We start from the raw sequence: 18,000 nt of genomic DNA, 5'->3' as shown, positions 1-18,000 counted from the left end.
CAGTCCAACTCAAGACGATGTCTGCTTGCGCGGGCAGAACCAGCCATGCATCAGCCCCGCCTGGAAGAACTGTACCGGAGCCTCGAACCCAGCGGTCCCGATGAGACCGGCGACCTGCTGTGTCGGCAAGATAGCCACGTCGCGGGCGTAGGCGGCACGAGCTCTGGCCAGCATCTCCGGCTGTACGCCTGCAGAAGACATCAGCGTCATCCAGTTGCGCAGCAGTGCCTCATAGGCAGGTGACTCGATGTCGGCGGCGAGGTCGGCGTTTGCCAGTATTGCGCCCGGCTTGAGCCGGCGGGCGATCTCATTAAAGAAAGTTATGCGGGACTGTGGCTCGAGCAAAAATTGGGACACCAGAAAGCAGGTAGCGCCGTCGTGCTCAGGCTCGGCAGGTAGCGCGTCGAGGTAACCCTGGTGAAAGCTGCAACGCGAGAGGAAGCCTTCTTGTACCGCTTTCTGCCGGCAGATATCGAGCATGGCGTCCGAGGGGTCAACCGCGGTGAAATGCCAGCCGCGGTTCTGCTTGGCCAGGTGGACCAGTTCCGCACCGGTGCCCACGCCGACACAGAGAATCCGGGCATTCTCCGGTAAGTCAGCGAATACGGCGTCGAGCAGGGTGTACAGGGCGTCACGAATAGGCGCCATTCCCGCCCATTGCTTGTCGTAGCTGGCGGCCTGCTGGTCGAATAAGGCCTTGAGTTCTTCATTGCGCATGGAGAGCACCTTCCTTTGCGTCGTGATGGGATGTACCGCGATGGATGCGGCTACGCTTTGAGTATCCCAGGGCTGTCAAGCCCCATAGGTGTCGAAGGTCCGCACCTTTTCATAGCTCCCGCGCGCCCTCACGATCACATCCTTTTTGGAAAGCCCGGCAGCCTGTGCGAAGGCCATCACATGTCCCCCCACTCGTATTCACACGCCGTGCGAGCACAAACCCTATCGATGACGAGTGCTTTCTGGCGAAGTGTCAGCAACCAATAGCGACTACTACTGCATATCAAAGGCTGGCGTGGCTCGATACAGGTCACACAACGCAAGCACGAACGAAAGCTAGCCAACTTTTGCAGTTTGGTTCGAACAGGTCTGCATAAACCTTGAGCAGAGTCTACTGGATCAGCAACCCATGCCTAAGACATAAAAAGCAGCACACTCAACGACAACACAGGCAACCGCCAACCACCGGCTGATCAGGATCGTTCTCAAGAAATGTGACCACGACTTCCATGCCCATCCGCGGCGGCCCAATCTCACAACGCCAGTCGGCGGCGCCCTTCAGCCAGCAATGACTCTTGTCGTCAAATCTATCTTCACGGTCCCAGGGGAACTTGACCTTGATCCGTCCGAAGCACCGATCATTCTGGATCCCCTTGCCTTCTGAAGCGACAACTACAGCGGTCTGCATGCTTGGCACCTGAGGTTTCTTGTGGGCCAACGGCGGACGATAGGAAACATTCCACGGAAGAACGACAAAGCGGTTGCGGTAACCCTGATGAAAGTCATCTTCGTCCGCAGTGTTGCCACGGGCGACGTTCTCACCCAATACCTGTGGTTGCCGGCCTTCGTGGATGACCTGGGTCAGTAGCCATAGGGTGTTCCACTCTTGGCGCGGATGGCCTGAGATTTCCAGCACATGGCCGCTGACTAACCGAGTCTGGTCACTTTGCCCTTCAGCTTGTCGATAGGCCGCATGGCGGCGCTCCATAGTCCGAAGACGTATCTGCTTGCCGTGCTCATGACCGGTATAACGCTGCGGACTGTCATCTTTTTCAATGTCCAGCGGTTGCTCGAAATCATAGTTGCGGTGCGAGATACGACTGGTGAGCTGTCCCAGACGCAGGTTGATGCGCTTGATCAAGGGTTCGTCGGCCACCCTATCGCTCTCATGCCGATAAGCAGTGGGTTGGCCAATACTGGGAAAAACCGACTGATCATCGCCAAAGACCAGCACGTGGCCTTGAGTACTGTGTTGGAAGTGAAAGTGGATGCCCTCTTCTTCGCACAAGCGCTGAATGAAGTGCAAATCCGTTTCGTCGTACTGGGTACAGTAGTCACGCTCGGGGTAGGTCGCCCCCAGATGAAACCGATAGGCGTCGCCCAGAATGCCGTGCTCTTCCAGTATCAAGGCGACGATTTTCGGCACCGAGAACTGTTGATAGATCCTCTGGTTGATGCGATGGCGCAAGTAGGCCAGGTGCGGTACGAGGGCCAGCCTGTAGCGCGTCAAACACTCACCGTTACTGCTGTGAGCGATGTGGTAGACCCGTCCATGAATGCCGTTGCCCTTCGAGTCGAAGGTCAGAAAAGCCTCTACGTCGAAGAGGCTCTTGAGATCAAGGTCAGACCGCTCGCTAACAAACTCCACATTGAAGAGGTACGGCCTGCTGATCGCCTCTTTTCCAGTGAATGCGAGCACTTGAAAATCGTGCTCAAAACCTTCGATGGTCAAACTGAAGTGCGTTTGATTGGCTGGGCTGAACATCCGCTGTTCTCTTCTTACATAAGGCGGCGCAATGGACCGGAAGACCCCGAACAATACTGGGCTGATGGATTAACAGGTACTAACCCACCCGCCCAGCGTTCCTGTATATCGGCGTTTGCGTCTTACTTTCCAGACATACAAATCAAGTCAGATCAGACACCACTCTTCACTTTGGTCCAGATCCGCGTGCGGATCCGCTCCAATTTCAACGGCAGTGGCTCAAGTGGAATAAGTGTCGCGATAGTTTTTTTGTCTGGATAAATCCAAGGATTGTCTCGCAGCTTCTGCTCGACGAACTCCGCGGCATCCTTATTGGCGTTAGGGTATAGCGTGTGGTTTGAGGTCTTGGCGATAACTTCTGGTCGCATCATATAATTAATGAACGCCATGCCTTCCTTGGGATGGGGAGCATCTTTCAGCAAAACCAGATTCTCTGACCAGGACAGCGCTCCTTCGCGAGGAAGGCTGTAGGCGATCTTGCGCCCCGTGTTGGCCTTCTCGTTGATGGCCTGCGCAGCAAGGGCACCGTTAGCCCATCCCACAACTGCACAAATATTGCCATCGGCCAGGTCAGCGTCGATTTTGGAGGAGTCGAAATAGAGGACGTAAGGACGAATTCTCAACAGCAAGGCTTGCGCTTTCTGGTAATCATCCGGGTTCTTACTGTTGCTAGGGAGTCCAAGGTAATTCAACGCAATCGAAATGATCTCACTTGGAGAGTCAAGCATTGCCACACCACACGACTGTAGCTTGCTAATGTTTTCCTCTTTGAAGATCAGGTCCCAGCTATTCACCGGGGCATTATCACCCAACGCGCCCCTGACTTTGTCAACGTCATAACCAATGCCGGTAGTGCCCCATAGATAAGGTACGGCGTAGCGGTTACCAGGGTCATTGACCGCGAGCTGGGACAAGAGATCAGGATCGATGTGTGAGAAGTTACTCAGTTGACTACGATCCAATGGCTGAAGGACTCCCGCCTGGATCAGGCTGGGCAACACATTGGAGGTCGCCACAACCACGTCATACCCGGTGCGCCCGGCCATGACCTTGCTCTGCATGATTTCAGCGCTGTCGAACGCATCCATATGCACGCGCGTGCCAGTTTCCTGTTCAAACTCCTTTGGCGTCTCCGGCGCAAGCAACCCGAACCAGTTATACAGATACATCCCGGGCTCTACGGCCGCTACTGATGTGCTTATCCCTGCACAGAGAAGCGAGGCGGAAAAAATGGTTCGCAAATGTGACTTTCTCATGCAACATCCTTGTCAAGACGATACGCCCTCATGGCCATCGTTAACCCTGGCAGCGAATATACCGGGTGTTACCGAATAGTAAATACCTACGAATACTTACCTTTGACCTGCGAATCCCTAACCCTAAAGGGGTAGAAAATGCCGTTTGACCTCCGCAGCCTGGCTTGGCATCGATCGATTGGAAAGCTGATCATGCAGCTGAATCGTCCAGATTTCTGGAGTTCACTTGTTCGCACCTTGAATGAATATGTACAAATCGATAATTGGGTTGTATTGATTTTCAGCAATCAACACGTGCAGGTTGTTAGCCTTCCCGAGATAGCAGACGCGGAAGAAGTCGACGCATTCATTCATCGTTATGTGAAGGGTCTTTACTTGCTGGATCCGTTCTATATAGCCAATCGGGAAAATCCACAGAGTGGTTTCTTCCACCTACTGGATATAGCACCGGAATATTTTCTTGAAACCGAGTATTACCATCAGTACTTTGCACAGTACATCTCCATGGATGAGGCACAGTTCAATGTCCAACTCGACGCCGACAGAACGTTATGCATTTCCATCGGCAGCAAAGTCCGCTTTAGCCAAGAACAAATAACCATGCTGGACATCATAAAACCGTGGGTGACAGCATTGATGCATCAGCGCATGGGTTTTGAAATTGACGTAGAGAAAACCCTGGCCGAGCCACCTCTGTGGCCGGAAACGGTCAATCAGCTTGGCACCCAAATAACCGCACGCGAGAGTGACGTACTCCGTTTATTACTCAGCGGCTTCTCCAATAAGGAAATAGCCGGAAAGCTGTCCCTCTCGGCGGAGACCATAAAAGTTCACCGCCGCAACATTTATGCAAAATTGAATATCAAGTCGCAATCTGAGCTATTTGCTCGATTCTTCATGCCCAAACAGAATGTTCCCGCTACCCATTGAAGCCAGGACACCGGGGCTGATTTGTTCGGTCATGCGCCTGCAAGCATCAAGTTCAGATTCTGCACCGCCGCGCCAGCGGCGCCCTTCCCAAGATTGTCAAACACCGCAGCCAGCAAAACCTGCCCGGCCTCATCGTTATCAAACACCGACAATCGCAAATCATCAGTTCCGTTAAGCGCTTGAGGATCAAGGGACGTCAACGCTTTCGCTTCTTGCATCGACATCACCTGTACATGGCGCGCATCGGCGTAGTGCTGCATCAAACACCCATGCAACTGCACCGCGCTCACGCCTGGCGCCAGCAATCGGGTGTGCAAGGGTATGGTCAACACGATCCCCTGCCTGAAAGCGCCATAGGCCGGTACGAACATCGGGCGCTGCGTCAGTCCGCTTTGCTGCTGAATCTCCGGAATATGCTTGTGTGCCAGCCCCAGCCCATAGACCTGAAACGCCGACGCCTGTGCTGCGCCTACTCCCTCATGCTCTTGCACGCCGGCACGTCCTTTTCCGGAATAACCCGATACGGCATGAATGTTCAGCGGGTAATCCCTGGGCAGCAATCCGGCCTCCAGCAATGGGCGTAGCAACCCGATCGCCCCCGTTGGATAGCAACCGGGATTGCTGACCCGTCGCGCAGCGGCGATGCGTTGGGCCTGTTGCGGATTCATCTCTGCGAAACCATAGGTCCAGTCTGGCTGGGTGCGGTGCGCCGAACTCGCGTCGATCACCCGAACGGCGGGGTTTTCGATGGTCGCTACGGCGTCGCGTGCGGCTTGGTCGGGCAAGCAGAGAACCGCGATGTCGCAGTGATTGATGGCTTCGGCGCGACGTTGCGGATCCTTGCGATGTTCGGGGCTGAGTGTGAAAAGCCGCAGATCGTTGCGTTCGCGCAGACGTTGATGGATTTGCAGCCCGGTGGTGCCTTGGTCGCCATCGATGAATACAAGGGGACTTGCCATGGAGTGCTCTCGAACATTGGAAATCAGGAGCCCAATCTTCAGCGAGGCTCTAAGATAGGAAAAGTTGAATTTACAAACGATGAAATTCAGTTTTTCTGAATAAGGAAATCTTCATGCGCGAAATCAGCCTGGACCGTCTGCGCACGTTGGTGGCGATTGCCGACCTGGGATCGTTTGCCGAGGCCGCCCGTGCGCTGCACCTTGCACCACCCACCGTCAGTCTGCATATCGCCGACCTGGAGGCGCGCGTGGGCGGCAAGCTGTTGTCGCGCACGCGCACGCGCGGGCGCGTTCAGCCTTCAGCGATAGGGAACACGCTGGTAGAACGCGCGCGGCGCCTGTTGGCAGACGCAGAGCAGGCGCTTGAGGACGTCGAACGTCAGGTGCAAGGGTTGGCCGGGCGTGTGCGGCTAGGCGCTTCCACCGGGGCCATCGCGCAGTTGCTGCCCCATGCTTTGGAGTCGTTGAGCCAACGCCACCCCGCTATCGATGTACAAGTCGCGGTGCTGACCTCCCAGGAAACCTTGCAGAAACTGGCCGAGGGCTCCCTGGAGGTTGGTTTGGTTGCGCTGCCGCAGTCCCCGGTGAAGGGCTTGCGGATCGAGCCGTGGCGACGGGACCCGGTCATGGCGTTCCTGCCGGCTCGCTGGGAGTCCCCGGAGGTTGTGACCCCCACTTGGTTGTCCGCCCAGCCGTTGATTTTGAATGACGCCAGCACGCGTCTTTCGCGCTTGACGGCGGAGTGGTTCGCCAGTGATGGGCAACAGCCTGCGCCGCGTATCCAACTGAACTACAACGACGCGATCAAAAGCCTGGTGGCGGCAGGATATGGTGCGACGTTGTTGCCCCATGAGGCGGCCACGCCATTGCTTGATAACAGGATCGTCATGCGGCCATTGAAGCCCTTATTGTGGCGTCAACTGGGTATCGCCCACCGCAGTCTGGACATCGAGCGGTCTACGCAACATGTGCTGGATGTGTTGTGGGAATTGAGTGCGCAGTGATGCCCTCGAATGCCTCTACCCACGGCGATCCGGCGCCGGATGAGAGCCAATCCCTGAGAGCGGTCAATTCGACCACAGCGCCACATAACCCTCAAAGCAGCCTTTAAGTGGCAGAATCTCCCTAATCGATCGTTTCGGAGACCCTCCATGCTTCGCGTGTTTGAACAAAGACTCGACCCCTTCCCGCCCGACGAGGTACCGCCGCCACCCGAAGGCCTGGCTCGGTTTCTTTGGGCGTGCACACGGGGAGCCCGCGGCTACATCCTTGCCTTTGCGCTGCTCAGCGCCGGAGTGTCGATCTACGAAGCCTGGTTGTTTTCTTTCCTCGGTCAGGTCGTAGACCTGCTCTCGACCTGGCAAGCCGGTGGTGAGGCGGCGGCGCAGGAAGGTCGCGTGCTGTGGGGCATGGGCATCGTCATGCTCGCCAGCATCGGACTGGTAGCGTTGCGTACCATGGTGCAGCACCAGGTATTGGCGATCAATCTGCCGTTGCGCCTGCGTTGGGACTTTCATCGTCTGATGCTGCGGCAAAGCCTGTCGTTTTTTTCCGATGAGTTCTCCGGTCGGGTCACCACCAAGGTGATGCAGACAGCGCTGGCCGTGCGTGACGTGCTGTTCACCCTGATCGAGATCGCACCCGGAATCGGCGTGTATTTCATCGCGATCATCGCACTGGCCGGCGGCTTTGCCCTGAAACTGATGCTGCCTTTCCTTGCCTGGATCGTGCTGTTCGGGCTGGCCATGCTCTACTTCGTGCCCCGCCTGGGGAAAGTCGGACAGGAACAGGCCCATGCGCGCTCCTCGATGACCGGGCGCATCTCGGACGCCTACACCAACATCACGACCGTGAAGCTGTTTTCCCACTCCAATCGTGAAGCGCACTTCGCGCGCGCGGCCATGGAGGATTTCAAACAGACCGGCTTTCGCCAGATGCGCCTGGTCAGCCAGTTCGAAATCGTCAACCAGGCGCTGGTGGTGGGGTTGATCATGGGCGCAGGCGGTTATGCCCTTTGGCTGTGGCACCAGGGCGAAGTCGGCGCCGGTGCCGTGGCGGCGATCACTGCCATGGCGTTGCGTATCAACGGCATGTCGCACTGGATCATGTGGCAAATGACCTCGCTGTTCGAGAGCATCGGCACCGTGCAGGACGGCATGGCCACCCTGACCCGCGGCCCCAAGGTGCAGGATGCGCCGGACGCCGGGGTGTTGGTGACCTCCGGCGGAGCGGTCACCTTCGACAATGTGAGCTTCAACTACAACGGTGAACGCCAGGTGCTCGATGGCTTGAGCCTGAACATTCGCCCGGGCGAGAAAATCGGCCTGGTAGGTCGCTCCGGCGCGGGCAAATCCACGCTCATCAACTTGCTGCTGCGTTTCTATGACGTCGACAGCGGGCAGATTCGCATTGACGGGCAAGACATTGCGCATGTGACGCAGGACAGCCTGCGTAGCGCCATCGGCATGGTCACCCAGGATACGTCCCTGCTGCACCGCTCCATTGGCGACAACATCGCCTATGGCCGACCCGATGCAAGCGACGCACAAATCCGCCGTGCCGCGGCCAATGCCCAGGCCGACGAGTTCATCAGCCAACTGAGCGACCGCCAGGGCCACACCGGCTACGACACCTTGGTGGGCGAGCGCGGCATCAAGCTGTCGGGCGGCCAGCGCCAGCGCATCGCGATTGCCCGAGTGATGCTCAAGAACGCTCCGATCCTGCTCCTCGACGAGGCGACCAGCGCGCTGGACTCGGAAGTAGAAGTGGCCATCCAGGAAAGCCTCGATGAAATGATGCAGGGCAAAACCGTCATCGCCATCGCCCATCGGCTGTCCACAATTGCGGCGATGGATCGACTGATTGTCATGGACGATGGACGCATCATTGAACAGGGCACGCACGCTGAATTGCTCGCCAAAAACGGCATCTATGCGCGGCTATGGCAGCATCAGAGTGGCGGGTTTCTGGGTGAGGATCAGTGGGTGACTGAGGTGATGGATCAGGTATGAGCGTGGATGGCCCGGGGGACAACCCGACTTACCTTTTCTCAACCAATCGCAGTGACTGTGCCCCCTCCAGCGCTAGGTGAAAAAGCGCTGGGTCAAGTGGGCATTGAGGTTGGATGCGCTGCCGAATACCCAAATTCTGAATTGAAGACATGGATTTGTATCACGTGTCTCAACGTTTTTTTCTGACGACCTTAAATACCTTATTGCAATGATCCTGATTCTTTAAAAATCAAGGCACATGAGAGCCCAGACATAACAATCATGCGGACCTGCCGGTTACAAATCAAATACAATTAAAAATGATGGCTAGATAATGCCACTCAGGCACATATCATAATTATCGACCAGCGCGCCAATTCACTTCAGCCAAAAAAAAGTTTTAACTTTTTTCCACATTGACGTTTGACAAATATTTCTTCCACGACTAGGTTTTGGGCTCGAAGTGATTTTGCTTCGAACAAAACTTTACTAGAAGGAATTAGACTATGACGACGACAATTCGTGTACTTAGTGCACAAGAGCAGAAAGCCATCAGTGCATCTGCTGCCTTTACCAAAAGTGGTGGCGGCGGTGGCGGTGGCGGCGTGGCTTAATAAGCCACGGCGTAGTCAATAGTAACGCAAGGATAGCCAGCGCACATGGAAGTGCACGATTCCTGTTAGAGTCTACAGCCTTACACGCATTAAAAATCATCGATAGTTTTCGGATGATGGACTGAGTCATACATGGAGGTATGTCATGCAACAAACATCAGCAGACCTTTCTACTGAAGAGCTCGACACCTTAAAAAACTTAGTCAAAGGTTATTTCCACTCAACGGCACAACCCATTTTCAGTTTTTTGTCAGGGTCCATCACGGAGGGAATCTCTACACCCAATTCCGATTACGACATCTATGCAGTATTTGACAACTGTACAGAAGAAGAAGTCTTGATTTCGGAACTCAAGCGCCCTGTAGAACTAACGAAGATTTCGCTCGCAAAAATACACTCAATAATGGAATTCATTTCAAAGGGTGAAAATCTCGCGTCCGTCGGCGCCTATGAAATGTTAATTTGCCATCGAGTGTATTCCGGCATTGCCCTTAGCGGGGAATCAGTGTTCGACAGCATAAAAAAAGAATTTGATGTTACTACATTCAGGACTCGGCTCGCTGACTTGTCTTTGCTTAACGCTGAGCGTGAACTCAAGGTATCGCAGGGGTTCAAGTTGGTTAATGACCTGCGCTCAGCACTCTTCAGTGCACATAAAGCACTCAGGCACAGTCTCAGTGTCCTTCTGGCAATACGCGGATCGACATCAGTCTTGGAAAAATGGCATGTACGCTACGCAGCTCGATACCTGGGAGAGCACCATCTTGGCTTCCGTAGATTTCTTGAACTCGCCTCTTCCATTCCAGTTTCATCGACAGTTGAAAGTAAAAAATACTTGATCTCTGTCAAAAAATTTCACCAAATGATCACCGATTACAAAATCATTGCCGACATCGTACCGGAAGAGATTTTTTTTGTTGAATCCAGGCTGGTTGATACTGATCAACTGAGTGATGAACCGCTGATTCTCAAAAATCCGGACGCCCGCGTCATGTTTCATATGTCAAAATGGTACCTCACGATCGAGTCTAAAGCGATCCTGGAGCTCCCCAGTTCGGCCGCGCTTTTTTGGGCATTAATAGACAACGCACAATCAGTGGACATGATTATTGATCGTGCAAAAGAGCACCTGAAAATAACCGACAATGTTTGTCTTGAGTATTTAGATGCACTAGCCGCAGCCAAGGCAATCAGCTCGCACTCATTTGAAATACCTAAGAGCCATAGAGCAATATAATTACCTGCCTACGGCTTATGGGTATCAGATCATTTGAAAATGGGTTTTCGCCAAATGAAAGCAGCTGCGACGCGCCAAAGTTACGCCAACTTTTACTATTCCAGCATACTCAAGTTTTCTGCAAATCGTTTTTTCCCCTTTGTCAGCATGGCATTTGCCGGAATTCTGGTTGCAAACAAAAACTTCGATGAGTTCGCCTTTTTCAGCTACATCACATCAGCATTTATATTTCCCGCGACGGTTGTCACCTTCATGTTCAGGGCGGTGGGAAACCTGGCATTGGAGGGAGGACGCACACGTGAGAATATCTTCATGTCATCCTTTCTTATGGTCATTGCCTGTTCATTCCTGGTAGCAGCCGCTTGTTACCTGATCACAATCACATCCGATCGTGAAATAGACAGCCTTTCCAAAAACTATAAGGCACTGACGTTTTGCCATGTGTACCTTATTTATATATCGATATACATCCTTACAAGCTTCTTTAACGCATATTTTGAGGCTCACGTAAAAGGCAACAGCAGCAGCATCGCCCGATTCATAAACTTCTTCCCGTTCATGTTTTTTTCAGGCGCGGCGTTTGTGCTGAGCGACAAAGAAAATTATTCGCTCACTATTGCATACCTCATGCTTGGCTGTGAATGCCTGGAACTGGCCTACTACATCTATAAAAGCAGCACTCTCAAGCTTTGGCAACTCAGCTTCAATTACTCGGTACTTCGGCACCTTTTTATAATTGGCAGCCCCAACGGACTTGGCCTTGCATCCCAGCGATTCGCATTTTTCATGGCCAATAAAAAACTATTTTTAATTGACAAAGACCTGGTGTCTATTTTTTCAATTGCAGTAAGCATAACAACCCTACTAATAATCCCGGTTTCAGCATTTACTCAGATTCACAGCATCTACGTATCTAGAAATGGCCAACCAGGTCTTTCGTCGATGATCTTTCGCTACCTCGCGCTTAGCATGCTTATACCTATCGCCATCCTTGTGACATGGGGCATTGAAATCGGTCAGCTTTTTGGCGTTACTGCTCACATGTATACGGCAGACCCCTGGTTGAACCCTAGCCTGATTTTCATGTTTTGCTGCACAAGCCTGATGATGCTCGTATCGGCTCACATTCGAGCACTGGGCAATACTATCATCACCCAAATAGTCATGAACGCCGTCGTTTACATAGGGTATGTGGGTTACATTTTCAGGTATGCCGACTCAAGCATGTCTGGCTCCACCTTGTTAACCACTTACTCACTCTGCTATCTATTGAGCTTCTTATTTCTAGGTGCCAACGTACACTATTTCCAGGCAAAACAACTACAGCCATCGCTGTAGAAATTTTCCAATGCAAAAGTTTTAAAAATCCACATATCTACAGCCTGTGACAAAGGATAAACATGAAGTTACTCAGGGAAGGATACCCAGTCAAGCGAGTTTGCATCATCGGTGGCACGGGCAAAGTAGGCCAAACGCTGGTTTCTTTCCTGAGAACAGCCAACGAACTCTCGATCGTATTTTACGCTGAAAGCTACGAGCAAGAATGCAAGCTCCGAGCTAGCTTCCAGGATAATCTGGTCGATTTTGAAATCTGTAGATCTCCACAAGCCATTCAGAAGGCTGACACTATTGTTCTGATAGCAGGGAAACGAACCAGTAGAGGAAGCGGAAAAAGCGACCTCTACCAGCTCAACAAGGAAGTCATTGACCCTTACTTGGATTTCTTGAATCACAAGAACGTAATTTTGGTCACCAATCCAACGACATTATTAGGCACCTATCTAGGACAGAGGCTTGACGCCTTCATCGTAGGTGTTGGTGTTCAAAATGACTTCAATCGCCTGAAGTTCCAGTGCCCGCATGTCGACTTTGTGATGGGGGCACACAACCTGAATGAGCAGTGTTATTTCAATAACAGCCAACAGCTTCTGTTTGATGGTTTCAAGTCTACAAAGGTTTACTCTGAGGCTCGCAGCCAGCAGGACGACTACGTAAGCAGTGGCGACTTTGAAAAATTGCATTCCACATTCTTGGAGAATGACATCCATAAATGGTGGAAAATCCAGAGATACCATACTGTCGTCAATAGCTCTTCCTATTCATGCGCATTGGCGATTATGCAAACCTTATCCAATTTAAACGAAAACATCCATAGCGTGATTCACGCTGAGGTTTGCGTTGTAACCCCGAGTGGCTCCACCTATTTCATTGGCGTGCCACTGCTGGGGAAAAATCTGCGTTGCACCGACACCTGCCTCATGCAATTCATAGATATGCATCTCGACCAACTATCCAACTACAAGGTGGCGTAAATCATGTTATACCTGAATTACTACGATGAGTTTATTTTCCTGGTAACCTTTCATTCGCCCACAGAAAAACTAGCCTTTTTAGACCTCTATGAAGCGAACCTTTTTCCATTCTTATCCATTGGCGAGTCTCCCCGCGACACCTTCGACTATAAAATCAATCTGCGCCAAAATACCTCCGACTTTAAAGCAGACCTTTCTGACTGGTCAGAAACTGTTTTTTTCAACCCCCTTACCGACAATGCCATAAGCGATTTTGGTACTGGCTTTGTGAAGCACAGCTCCGATACTTCCCGCACAATCTACAACCCCAACTCCGGAACACTATTCTCAATAGACAAGAACACCATTGAAGTCTTGTATCGCAACAACAGCTCATTCACCAAAGATTTTCAACGCTTACTGAAACAGCTTATTGTTACAGAGTTAGAACGCCAGGGTGGCGCAATACTCCACGCCTCTGCCGTCTCCTTCGGCGATTACGGATTCTGCTTCGTAGGGGAAAAAGGTCAAGGAAAAACAACAAGTTTGCTTCAATCTCTCCAGATACCCGACGTTGGCTACCTGACCAATGACAGGTTACCCATCATTCCAAGCGGGGAAGGATTCAAAGCTCTAGGGTGGTTTGAAGAGATCCGTTTAGTCATCCCAGGCAGCACAAAAAAAGAAGTTGTCCGTGTTACCGACTACGTAGATCCATCGCGCATACAAAAAAAACCTGTGTACCTGAAGAAAATAATTCTTCCAACCCGTATCCAAAACGATTCATCACCGGCGGAAATTGTCGCAAGCCAGATGCTTTCTCCAATAGATCCTCAGCGCCCCAAATGGTTAGGCTTTAGCGCCCCCCAAAATTTCCCGCTTGCGTCGCTGCTCGAGAAGGTAAGTACTGCTTGTATCCACTGGAGTTATTCTGATCTAGAGGGCTTAACGCGACAAATCGAGAAGGAGATATTGAATGTATGATTGCGTGCTGATTCTTGGCCCCTGCAGAAGCGGCACTACATTCATCTTCAACGCACTGGCGTCCTCTCATTACATAGGAATTTTCCAACCGTTAAAGCACATCTTAAGATGCGAGCACATGAAAATCGATCCCACCCTCTCACTCCGGGATTTTGCTGGCAAACGGCTGGTGCTCAAAGAGGCCTTTGGTCCATACCTTGCCTCGGAAGCAACCTATGATCCAGTAGAACTTTTGGCGAACAATCTCAACCTTGAAAAAATCCTGCTGATCACTATTCTTCGCAACCCAATCGACTGTTTTTCATCATGGCTTGCCTCTTTTAAAGTCACTCCAGATGAGGCAGCAATACGCCTATCGCAAGCCTATGAAAACACCGTACGGGTGCATACAAAATATCTTCAGCGAATGGATTCGGTTTCTTTAATCCTGGAAGACGAAGCAGACTGCCGCAATAAAATAAACCTGATCAGAAAGGCCATGGGCAGCGTCCCACTTCCTGACCAGTATGGCCAGTACATTAAACCGAACGACCCGCCTGGCTTCCAAGTATCCGGGCTACTCAAGAAAGCGCTTAGCGGCCAGGAATACAAGGCTGAAAACATCGAAAAGAGAAAATTCTTTTTTGATAAAAACAAGCTGAAGATTGCGGTGTCGCATTATGAAAACTTACATAACTTGCAACCCCGGTTGTCTGGCAATTTTTCAGTTTAGCAGCGGATGACGCTCTTGCTCATAGCAGTCCCGCGACGTGTCCGGCGCACCGCTAAGACGGGGGTTTGCGGGGGCGCCTGCTCGCAAGGCGCCCCAGCCTGACCATACGGCGCTTCAAGTCATTGGTGCGCTGGCAGCGGCCTTTGCGAACCCCCGCCGCAGGTCCTCAACCAACATATCCACATCCTCCAACCCCACATGCAAGCGCACCACCGGATTCAACGCCCGATCCTCGGCACTTTGCCGGTCCTTGGTATCAGCGACGGTCACCAAACTCTCGAACCCACCCCAGGATGCACCCAAGCCGAACACCTGCAATGCGTCGATGAATCGCTGCAGATAGGCGTCGTCATTTTCACGTAGTTCAAAGGAAAGCAACCCATTGCTACCCTTGAAATCCCGCTGCCACAGCGCATGACGGGGATGCTCGGGCAGTGCCGGATGGAAGACCCGTTTCACCTGCGGCTGCGCCTGCAGCCAATGGGCGACTTCCAGGGCCTGGCGCTCATGCGTGTCCAGGCGCGGCATGAGGGTGCGGGCGCCACGCAGGACCAGGTAGGCATCGTCGGGGCTGACGGTGTTGCCGAAGGTGTCGCTCATGGCCGCCAGTGCCGGCCACGCCTTCTGACGCGTGCACACGCTGCCCATGACCACGTCGCTGTGGCCGCTCAGGTATTTGGTCAGGGCCATGATCGAGATGTCGGCGCCCAATGTCAGCGGCCGGTACAGCACGCCCGAACCCCAGGTATTGTCCACTGCCAGCAGGATGGCCCGTGGCTTGCAGAGTGCGGCGATAGCCGGCAAGTCGCAGAGTTCGTACAGCAATGAACCGGGCACTTCGGTGTAGACCATTTTGGTGTTGGCTTGCAGCCGTCCGGGCAGGTCGCTGCCGTCGGGGGCGAAATAGCCGACTTGTATGCCAAAGGCTTCGAGGAAGTCCCTGACCACACGCCGTACCGGGGCATACACCGCATCGGTGATCAGCACATGATCACCAGGCCGCAGGTAGGCCAGGAAGGTTTGCGCCACGGCAGCCAACCCGGTGCCAAACAGCCGAGTGCGATAACCACCTTCCAGCTCAGTGACGAGGTCTTCCAGGGCGAAGGCCGTCGGATTGCCCCGGGCGCCATAACTCAGGACTCGCTCGCTGTCGCGCCGGGAGCGGGCGTCACGCATCTGTGCCAGGTTGTCGAACAGCACCGTGCTCAGGCGGCTGACGGGTACGTTAACGGCCCTGGCACCGGTGCCCTTTTCAGTGCGCGCGCCGTGGACCAGACGAGTCCTCAGCCGCCCAGCGACAGTGCTTTGAGGCTGCTCCTGCAATGGCTTGAGGCTGGCGACCTCCTCCTCGCTCATTTGCGCCAGCAGACCGATTTCCCACGCCAGGTACTGGCGCGCCGCGTCCTTGTTGCCAGCGTGGCGGTCGTGAGTGAAGAACAGGAAATCGATGCACTGTGCATCCGGCAATGTGTCGGCGCCTTCTTGCAGCGCCAGGCCCGCCGAGCGCCAGGCATCTGGACCGCCGTCCAGCAAACGGACCTCAGCGTGAGGCAACTCCAGGGCCGCGAGGGCGGCGAGTCGGGGATCATCGGCCACCAACACCAGCGGCCGCTGCTCCCCCGCCAGCGCACGAGCCAATAACGGCCGGATCGACCAGCGCGCCCCGGCGATATGCCCCTTGCGAAACGCCCTGCTCGAACGCAGGTCGATCAATGCCACCGCGTCATCCTTCAGGGCATCGGCCAAGGCCAGCACGCTGATCAGCGGCAGTTCTTCGGATGCGACGGTTGCTGGAACCGGTAATGCCAAGCCACTGCTCAACCCACCCGACAATACAAAAGCCTCATGCCCCAACTGCCGCAACCAACTGGCGATGACCGGTGCGCGAACGCCGTCGTTGTCAAACAACACCACCCGCGCCTGACGCACGCCAACATACAGGTCGGTGGATTGAATCAATTGCCCGCCCGGCGTGTGTTGCGCTCCCGGCAGCGTGCCGGCCGCAAACTCCTCGGCGGTGCGCACGTCGCAGAGGAACAGACTGCGCCCAGCGTCCGCCGCCCACTGCTCGACCTGGGTAGCCTCGACGGTAGGCACACCGGCCCGTTCGGCCAGTCGTGTCGCCGCCAAACGCTGCCCCGGCAGCGTGGTGCTCGACACCTGATCGGCATAGCGACGCTCGCTGCCGTGCTCCAGTTGCAGATCCTCCAGGTGCCAGCCTTGCGTACCGTTTTCCAAGGCATAGATCGGGTTTTTCAACCCCAGGTCGATCAGCGTCTGGGCGCCGATGATGCTGCGGGTCCGGCCGGCGCAATTGACCACGATGGGTGTGTGCTCGTCCGGCACCAGGTCGTGCACACGGTAGCCCAGTTCGCCATTGGGGCAACAGATCGAACCGGGAATGGTCATCTTGCGATACTCCTCCAACGGCCGGCCGTCGAGTATCACCAGCGGTTCACCCCGGGCCTGCCATTGCGCCAGTTGGCGGGCGCTGACGTGAGGCGTGTGCCGGACTGCCTCTACCTGCTCGCCAAAGGCCTTGGACGGCACGTGCACACCGGCAAACAGCTGATAGCCGGCGGCCTGCCAACCATCGGCGCCGCCCTCCAGGATGTGCACATTGGCGTAGCCCAACGCTTGCAGGCGTTGCGCCGCACGTGCCGCCAGGCCTGCGCCATCCTGGTCATGGAGCACCAACCGCACTCGGAGGTTCGGCGCCAGCCGCCGCGCTTCCAACTCCAAACGGCTATAGGGCAGGTTCACCCCGAAAAACAGATGGGCTTCGCCATACTGGCCGTGCTCGCGCACATCAAACAGGGCGATTTCCTGCCCGTCGAACAGCCACTGCTGCAGTTGCTGGGGAGTTAGGGTCTGGCTCATGAGAGTCCCGCTGGAAAAATGGAATGACTGGAACGCGAGGTGGCGTCAGTGGGCGTAGGCCTTGATCGACGGTGCCATTTGCGAGGCGTTGTAATTGAGGATGCGCCCGTCTTCCTCGACGCCGTAACGGCCGTTGAGCGATTCCAGTGGCAAGCCATAGAGGTGGAAATGCAGGGTCGGTTGTTCGCCTGCGACCCGAATGCCATGCAGGTCGTCACCCAGGAACGCGATGGACGTACCGGGCTGCACCACCACTTCTTTTTCCAGGTGCAACGTGGTGTAGCCAGGTTCGCGACCTTCATCGTCGCGGGTGTAGACGAAGTTGATTTCCTGGCCTTCGACGGCGCTGATGATCGCCCAGGTTTCGTGGTTGTGAGGCAGCGTGCTTTTACCCGGCAACAGCGAGTTCAAATACAGCGTCGGGGAGTCGCCGTCGTCATTGAGGCGATAGCGAAACGCAGTGCTGCCCTGCCCCGGCACTGGTGCGGGGAAGGCGTCGAAGTTGAACAGGTCGCGGCGCTCGGCCAGGCCTTCCAGCAGGGCGACGATCTCCGTCAGCGCGGCGCGGTCGACACCGCGCTGGTGGATGACGCGCACTTTCTGCAGAAAGTCTTCGATGACATCTGGGTGGTTGAAAATACTCATGAGGCGGGCTCCATTTTTTA

At 54.3% G+C, this 18,000-nt stretch carries 14 protein-coding genes; 8 read left to right on the top strand and 6 right to left on the bottom strand.

All coding sequences use genetic code 11. From position 1 onward, the window contains the following. Positions 1-9: 9 nt before the first annotated feature. From BLT00_RS03620 to BLT00_RS03605, 3 genes are all read right to left on the bottom strand, one after another. Entirely contained in the window at positions 10-717 is a 708-nt protein-coding gene (locus BLT00_RS03620; RefSeq protein WP_092141626.1) for a class I SAM-dependent methyltransferase, read from the bottom strand. 436 nt (positions 718-1,153) lie between these two features. After that, positions 1,154-2,482, bottom strand: a complete 1,329-nt coding sequence (tssI, locus tag BLT00_RS03610) for a type VI secretion system tip protein TssI/VgrG (RefSeq protein WP_092141629.1) — start codon at positions 2,480-2,482, stop codon at positions 1,154-1,156. 152 nt (positions 2,483-2,634) lie between these two features. Next, positions 2,635-3,738 (bottom strand): polyamine ABC transporter substrate-binding protein, encoded by a 1,104-nt coding sequence (locus BLT00_RS03605; protein WP_092141632.1) that lies wholly within the window; start codon positions 3,736-3,738, stop codon positions 2,635-2,637. Between the two features lie 138 nt (positions 3,739-3,876). On the opposite strand from BLT00_RS03605, the gene BLT00_RS03600 reads away from it, so the two are divergent. After that, on the top strand, positions 3,877-4,668 hold the full coding sequence (locus tag BLT00_RS03600; protein ID WP_092141634.1) for a helix-turn-helix transcriptional regulator: 792 nt from the start codon (positions 3,877-3,879) through the stop codon (positions 4,666-4,668). Between the two features lie 29 nt (positions 4,669-4,697). On the opposite strand, the gene argC is transcribed toward BLT00_RS03600, so the two are convergent. Beyond that, on the bottom strand, positions 4,698-5,627 hold the full coding sequence (argC, locus tag BLT00_RS03595) for an N-acetyl-gamma-glutamyl-phosphate reductase (protein WP_092141637.1): 930 nt from the start codon (positions 5,625-5,627) through the stop codon (positions 4,698-4,700). A gap of 113 nt (positions 5,628-5,740) precedes the next feature. Between argC and BLT00_RS03590 the strand changes: the two genes are divergently transcribed. From BLT00_RS03590 to BLT00_RS03560, 7 genes are all read left to right on the top strand, one after another. Beyond that, entirely contained in the window at positions 5,741-6,631 is an 891-nt protein-coding gene (locus tag BLT00_RS03590) for a LysR family transcriptional regulator (protein ID WP_092141640.1), read from the top strand. A gap of 147 nt (positions 6,632-6,778) precedes the next feature. Continuing rightward, positions 6,779-8,638, top strand: coding sequence for an ABC transporter ATP-binding protein (locus tag BLT00_RS03585; RefSeq protein WP_092141643.1), 1,860 nt, complete (start codon positions 6,779-6,781; stop codon positions 8,636-8,638). A gap of 738 nt (positions 8,639-9,376) precedes the next feature. Next, the gene (locus BLT00_RS03580) at positions 9,377-10,468 is read left to right on the top strand and encodes a hypothetical protein (protein WP_092141646.1); all 1,092 of its coding nucleotides are present in this window, start codon (positions 9,377-9,379) and stop codon (positions 10,466-10,468) included. A gap of 39 nt (positions 10,469-10,507) precedes the next feature. After that, a complete protein-coding gene (locus tag BLT00_RS03575) occupies positions 10,508-11,806 on the top strand; it encodes a hypothetical protein (RefSeq protein WP_092152509.1) in 1,299 nt (432 codons plus the stop codon). A 62-nt stretch (positions 11,807-11,868) separates the two neighbouring features. Further along, a complete protein-coding gene (locus BLT00_RS03570; protein WP_092141653.1) occupies positions 11,869-12,780 on the top strand; it encodes a Rossmann-fold NAD(P)-binding domain-containing protein in 912 nt (303 codons plus the stop codon). A gap of 3 nt (positions 12,781-12,783) precedes the next feature. Further along, complete coding sequence (locus BLT00_RS03565; protein ID WP_092141656.1) at positions 12,784-13,743, top strand: hypothetical protein; 960 nt, start codon at positions 12,784-12,786, stop codon at positions 13,741-13,743. A 118-nt stretch (positions 13,744-13,861) separates the two neighbouring features. After that, complete coding sequence (locus tag BLT00_RS03560) at positions 13,862-14,455, top strand: hypothetical protein (RefSeq protein ID WP_139199601.1); 594 nt, start codon at positions 13,862-13,864, stop codon at positions 14,453-14,455. Between the two features lie 114 nt (positions 14,456-14,569). On the opposite strand, the gene metC is transcribed toward BLT00_RS03560, so the two are convergent. Both metC and BLT00_RS03550 read right to left on the bottom strand, forming a co-directional pair. Beyond that, positions 14,570-17,335, bottom strand: a complete 2,766-nt coding sequence (metC, locus tag BLT00_RS03555; RefSeq protein ID WP_092141662.1) for a cystathionine beta-lyase — start codon at positions 17,333-17,335, stop codon at positions 14,570-14,572. 45 nt (positions 17,336-17,380) lie between these two features. Next, positions 17,381-17,980, bottom strand: a complete 600-nt coding sequence (locus BLT00_RS03550; protein WP_092141665.1) for a cysteine dioxygenase family protein — start codon at positions 17,978-17,980, stop codon at positions 17,381-17,383. Positions 17,981-18,000 lie beyond the last annotated feature (20 nt).

It is taken from the genome of Pseudomonas sp. NFACC51 (assembly GCF_900103575.1).
Taxonomy (GTDB): Bacteria; Pseudomonadota; Gammaproteobacteria; order Pseudomonadales; family Pseudomonadaceae; genus Aquipseudomonas; species Aquipseudomonas fluorescens_Q.
Note: the sequence above shows the minus strand (reverse complement) of the source record. Positions and strands in the feature narration are given on the sequence as shown.

What these genes read in the sequence shown, in the direction of transcription:
- BLT00_RS03550 (WP_092141665.1), bottom strand. Translation starts at nt 17,980, where the DNA reads ATGAGTATTTTCAACCACCCAGATGTCATCGAAGACTTTCTGCAGAAA.
- BLT00_RS03590 (WP_092141640.1), top strand. Translation starts at nt 5,741, where the DNA reads ATGCGCGAAATCAGCCTGGACCGTCTGCGCACGTTGGTGGCGATTGCC.
- BLT00_RS03585 (WP_092141643.1), top strand. Translation starts at nt 6,779, where the DNA reads ATGCTTCGCGTGTTTGAACAAAGACTCGACCCCTTCCCGCCCGACGAG.
- BLT00_RS03560 (WP_139199601.1), top strand. Translation starts at nt 13,862, where the DNA reads ATGAAAATCGATCCCACCCTCTCACTCCGGGATTTTGCTGGCAAACGG.
- tssI (WP_092141629.1), bottom strand. Translation starts at nt 2,482, where the DNA reads ATGTTCAGCCCAGCCAATCAAACGCACTTCAGTTTGACCATCGAAGGT.
- BLT00_RS03575 (WP_092152509.1), top strand. Translation starts at nt 10,508, where the DNA reads ATGGGTTTTCGCCAAATGAAAGCAGCTGCGACGCGCCAAAGTTACGCC.
- BLT00_RS03580 (WP_092141646.1), top strand. Translation starts at nt 9,377, where the DNA reads ATGCAACAAACATCAGCAGACCTTTCTACTGAAGAGCTCGACACCTTA.
- BLT00_RS03620 (WP_092141626.1), bottom strand. Translation starts at nt 717, where the DNA reads ATGCGCAATGAAGAACTCAAGGCCTTATTCGACCAGCAGGCCGCCAGC.
- BLT00_RS03565 (WP_092141656.1), top strand. Translation starts at nt 12,784, where the DNA reads ATGTTATACCTGAATTACTACGATGAGTTTATTTTCCTGGTAACCTTT.
- argC (WP_092141637.1), bottom strand. Translation starts at nt 5,627, where the DNA reads ATGGCAAGTCCCCTTGTATTCATCGATGGCGACCAAGGCACCACCGGG.
- BLT00_RS03570 (WP_092141653.1), top strand. Translation starts at nt 11,869, where the DNA reads ATGAAGTTACTCAGGGAAGGATACCCAGTCAAGCGAGTTTGCATCATC.
- BLT00_RS03605 (WP_092141632.1), bottom strand. Translation starts at nt 3,738, where the DNA reads ATGAGAAAGTCACATTTGCGAACCATTTTTTCCGCCTCGCTTCTCTGT.
- BLT00_RS03600 (WP_092141634.1), top strand. Translation starts at nt 3,877, where the DNA reads ATGCCGTTTGACCTCCGCAGCCTGGCTTGGCATCGATCGATTGGAAAG.
- metC (WP_092141662.1), bottom strand. Translation starts at nt 17,335, where the DNA reads ATGAGCCAGACCCTAACTCCCCAGCAACTGCAGCAGTGGCTGTTCGAC.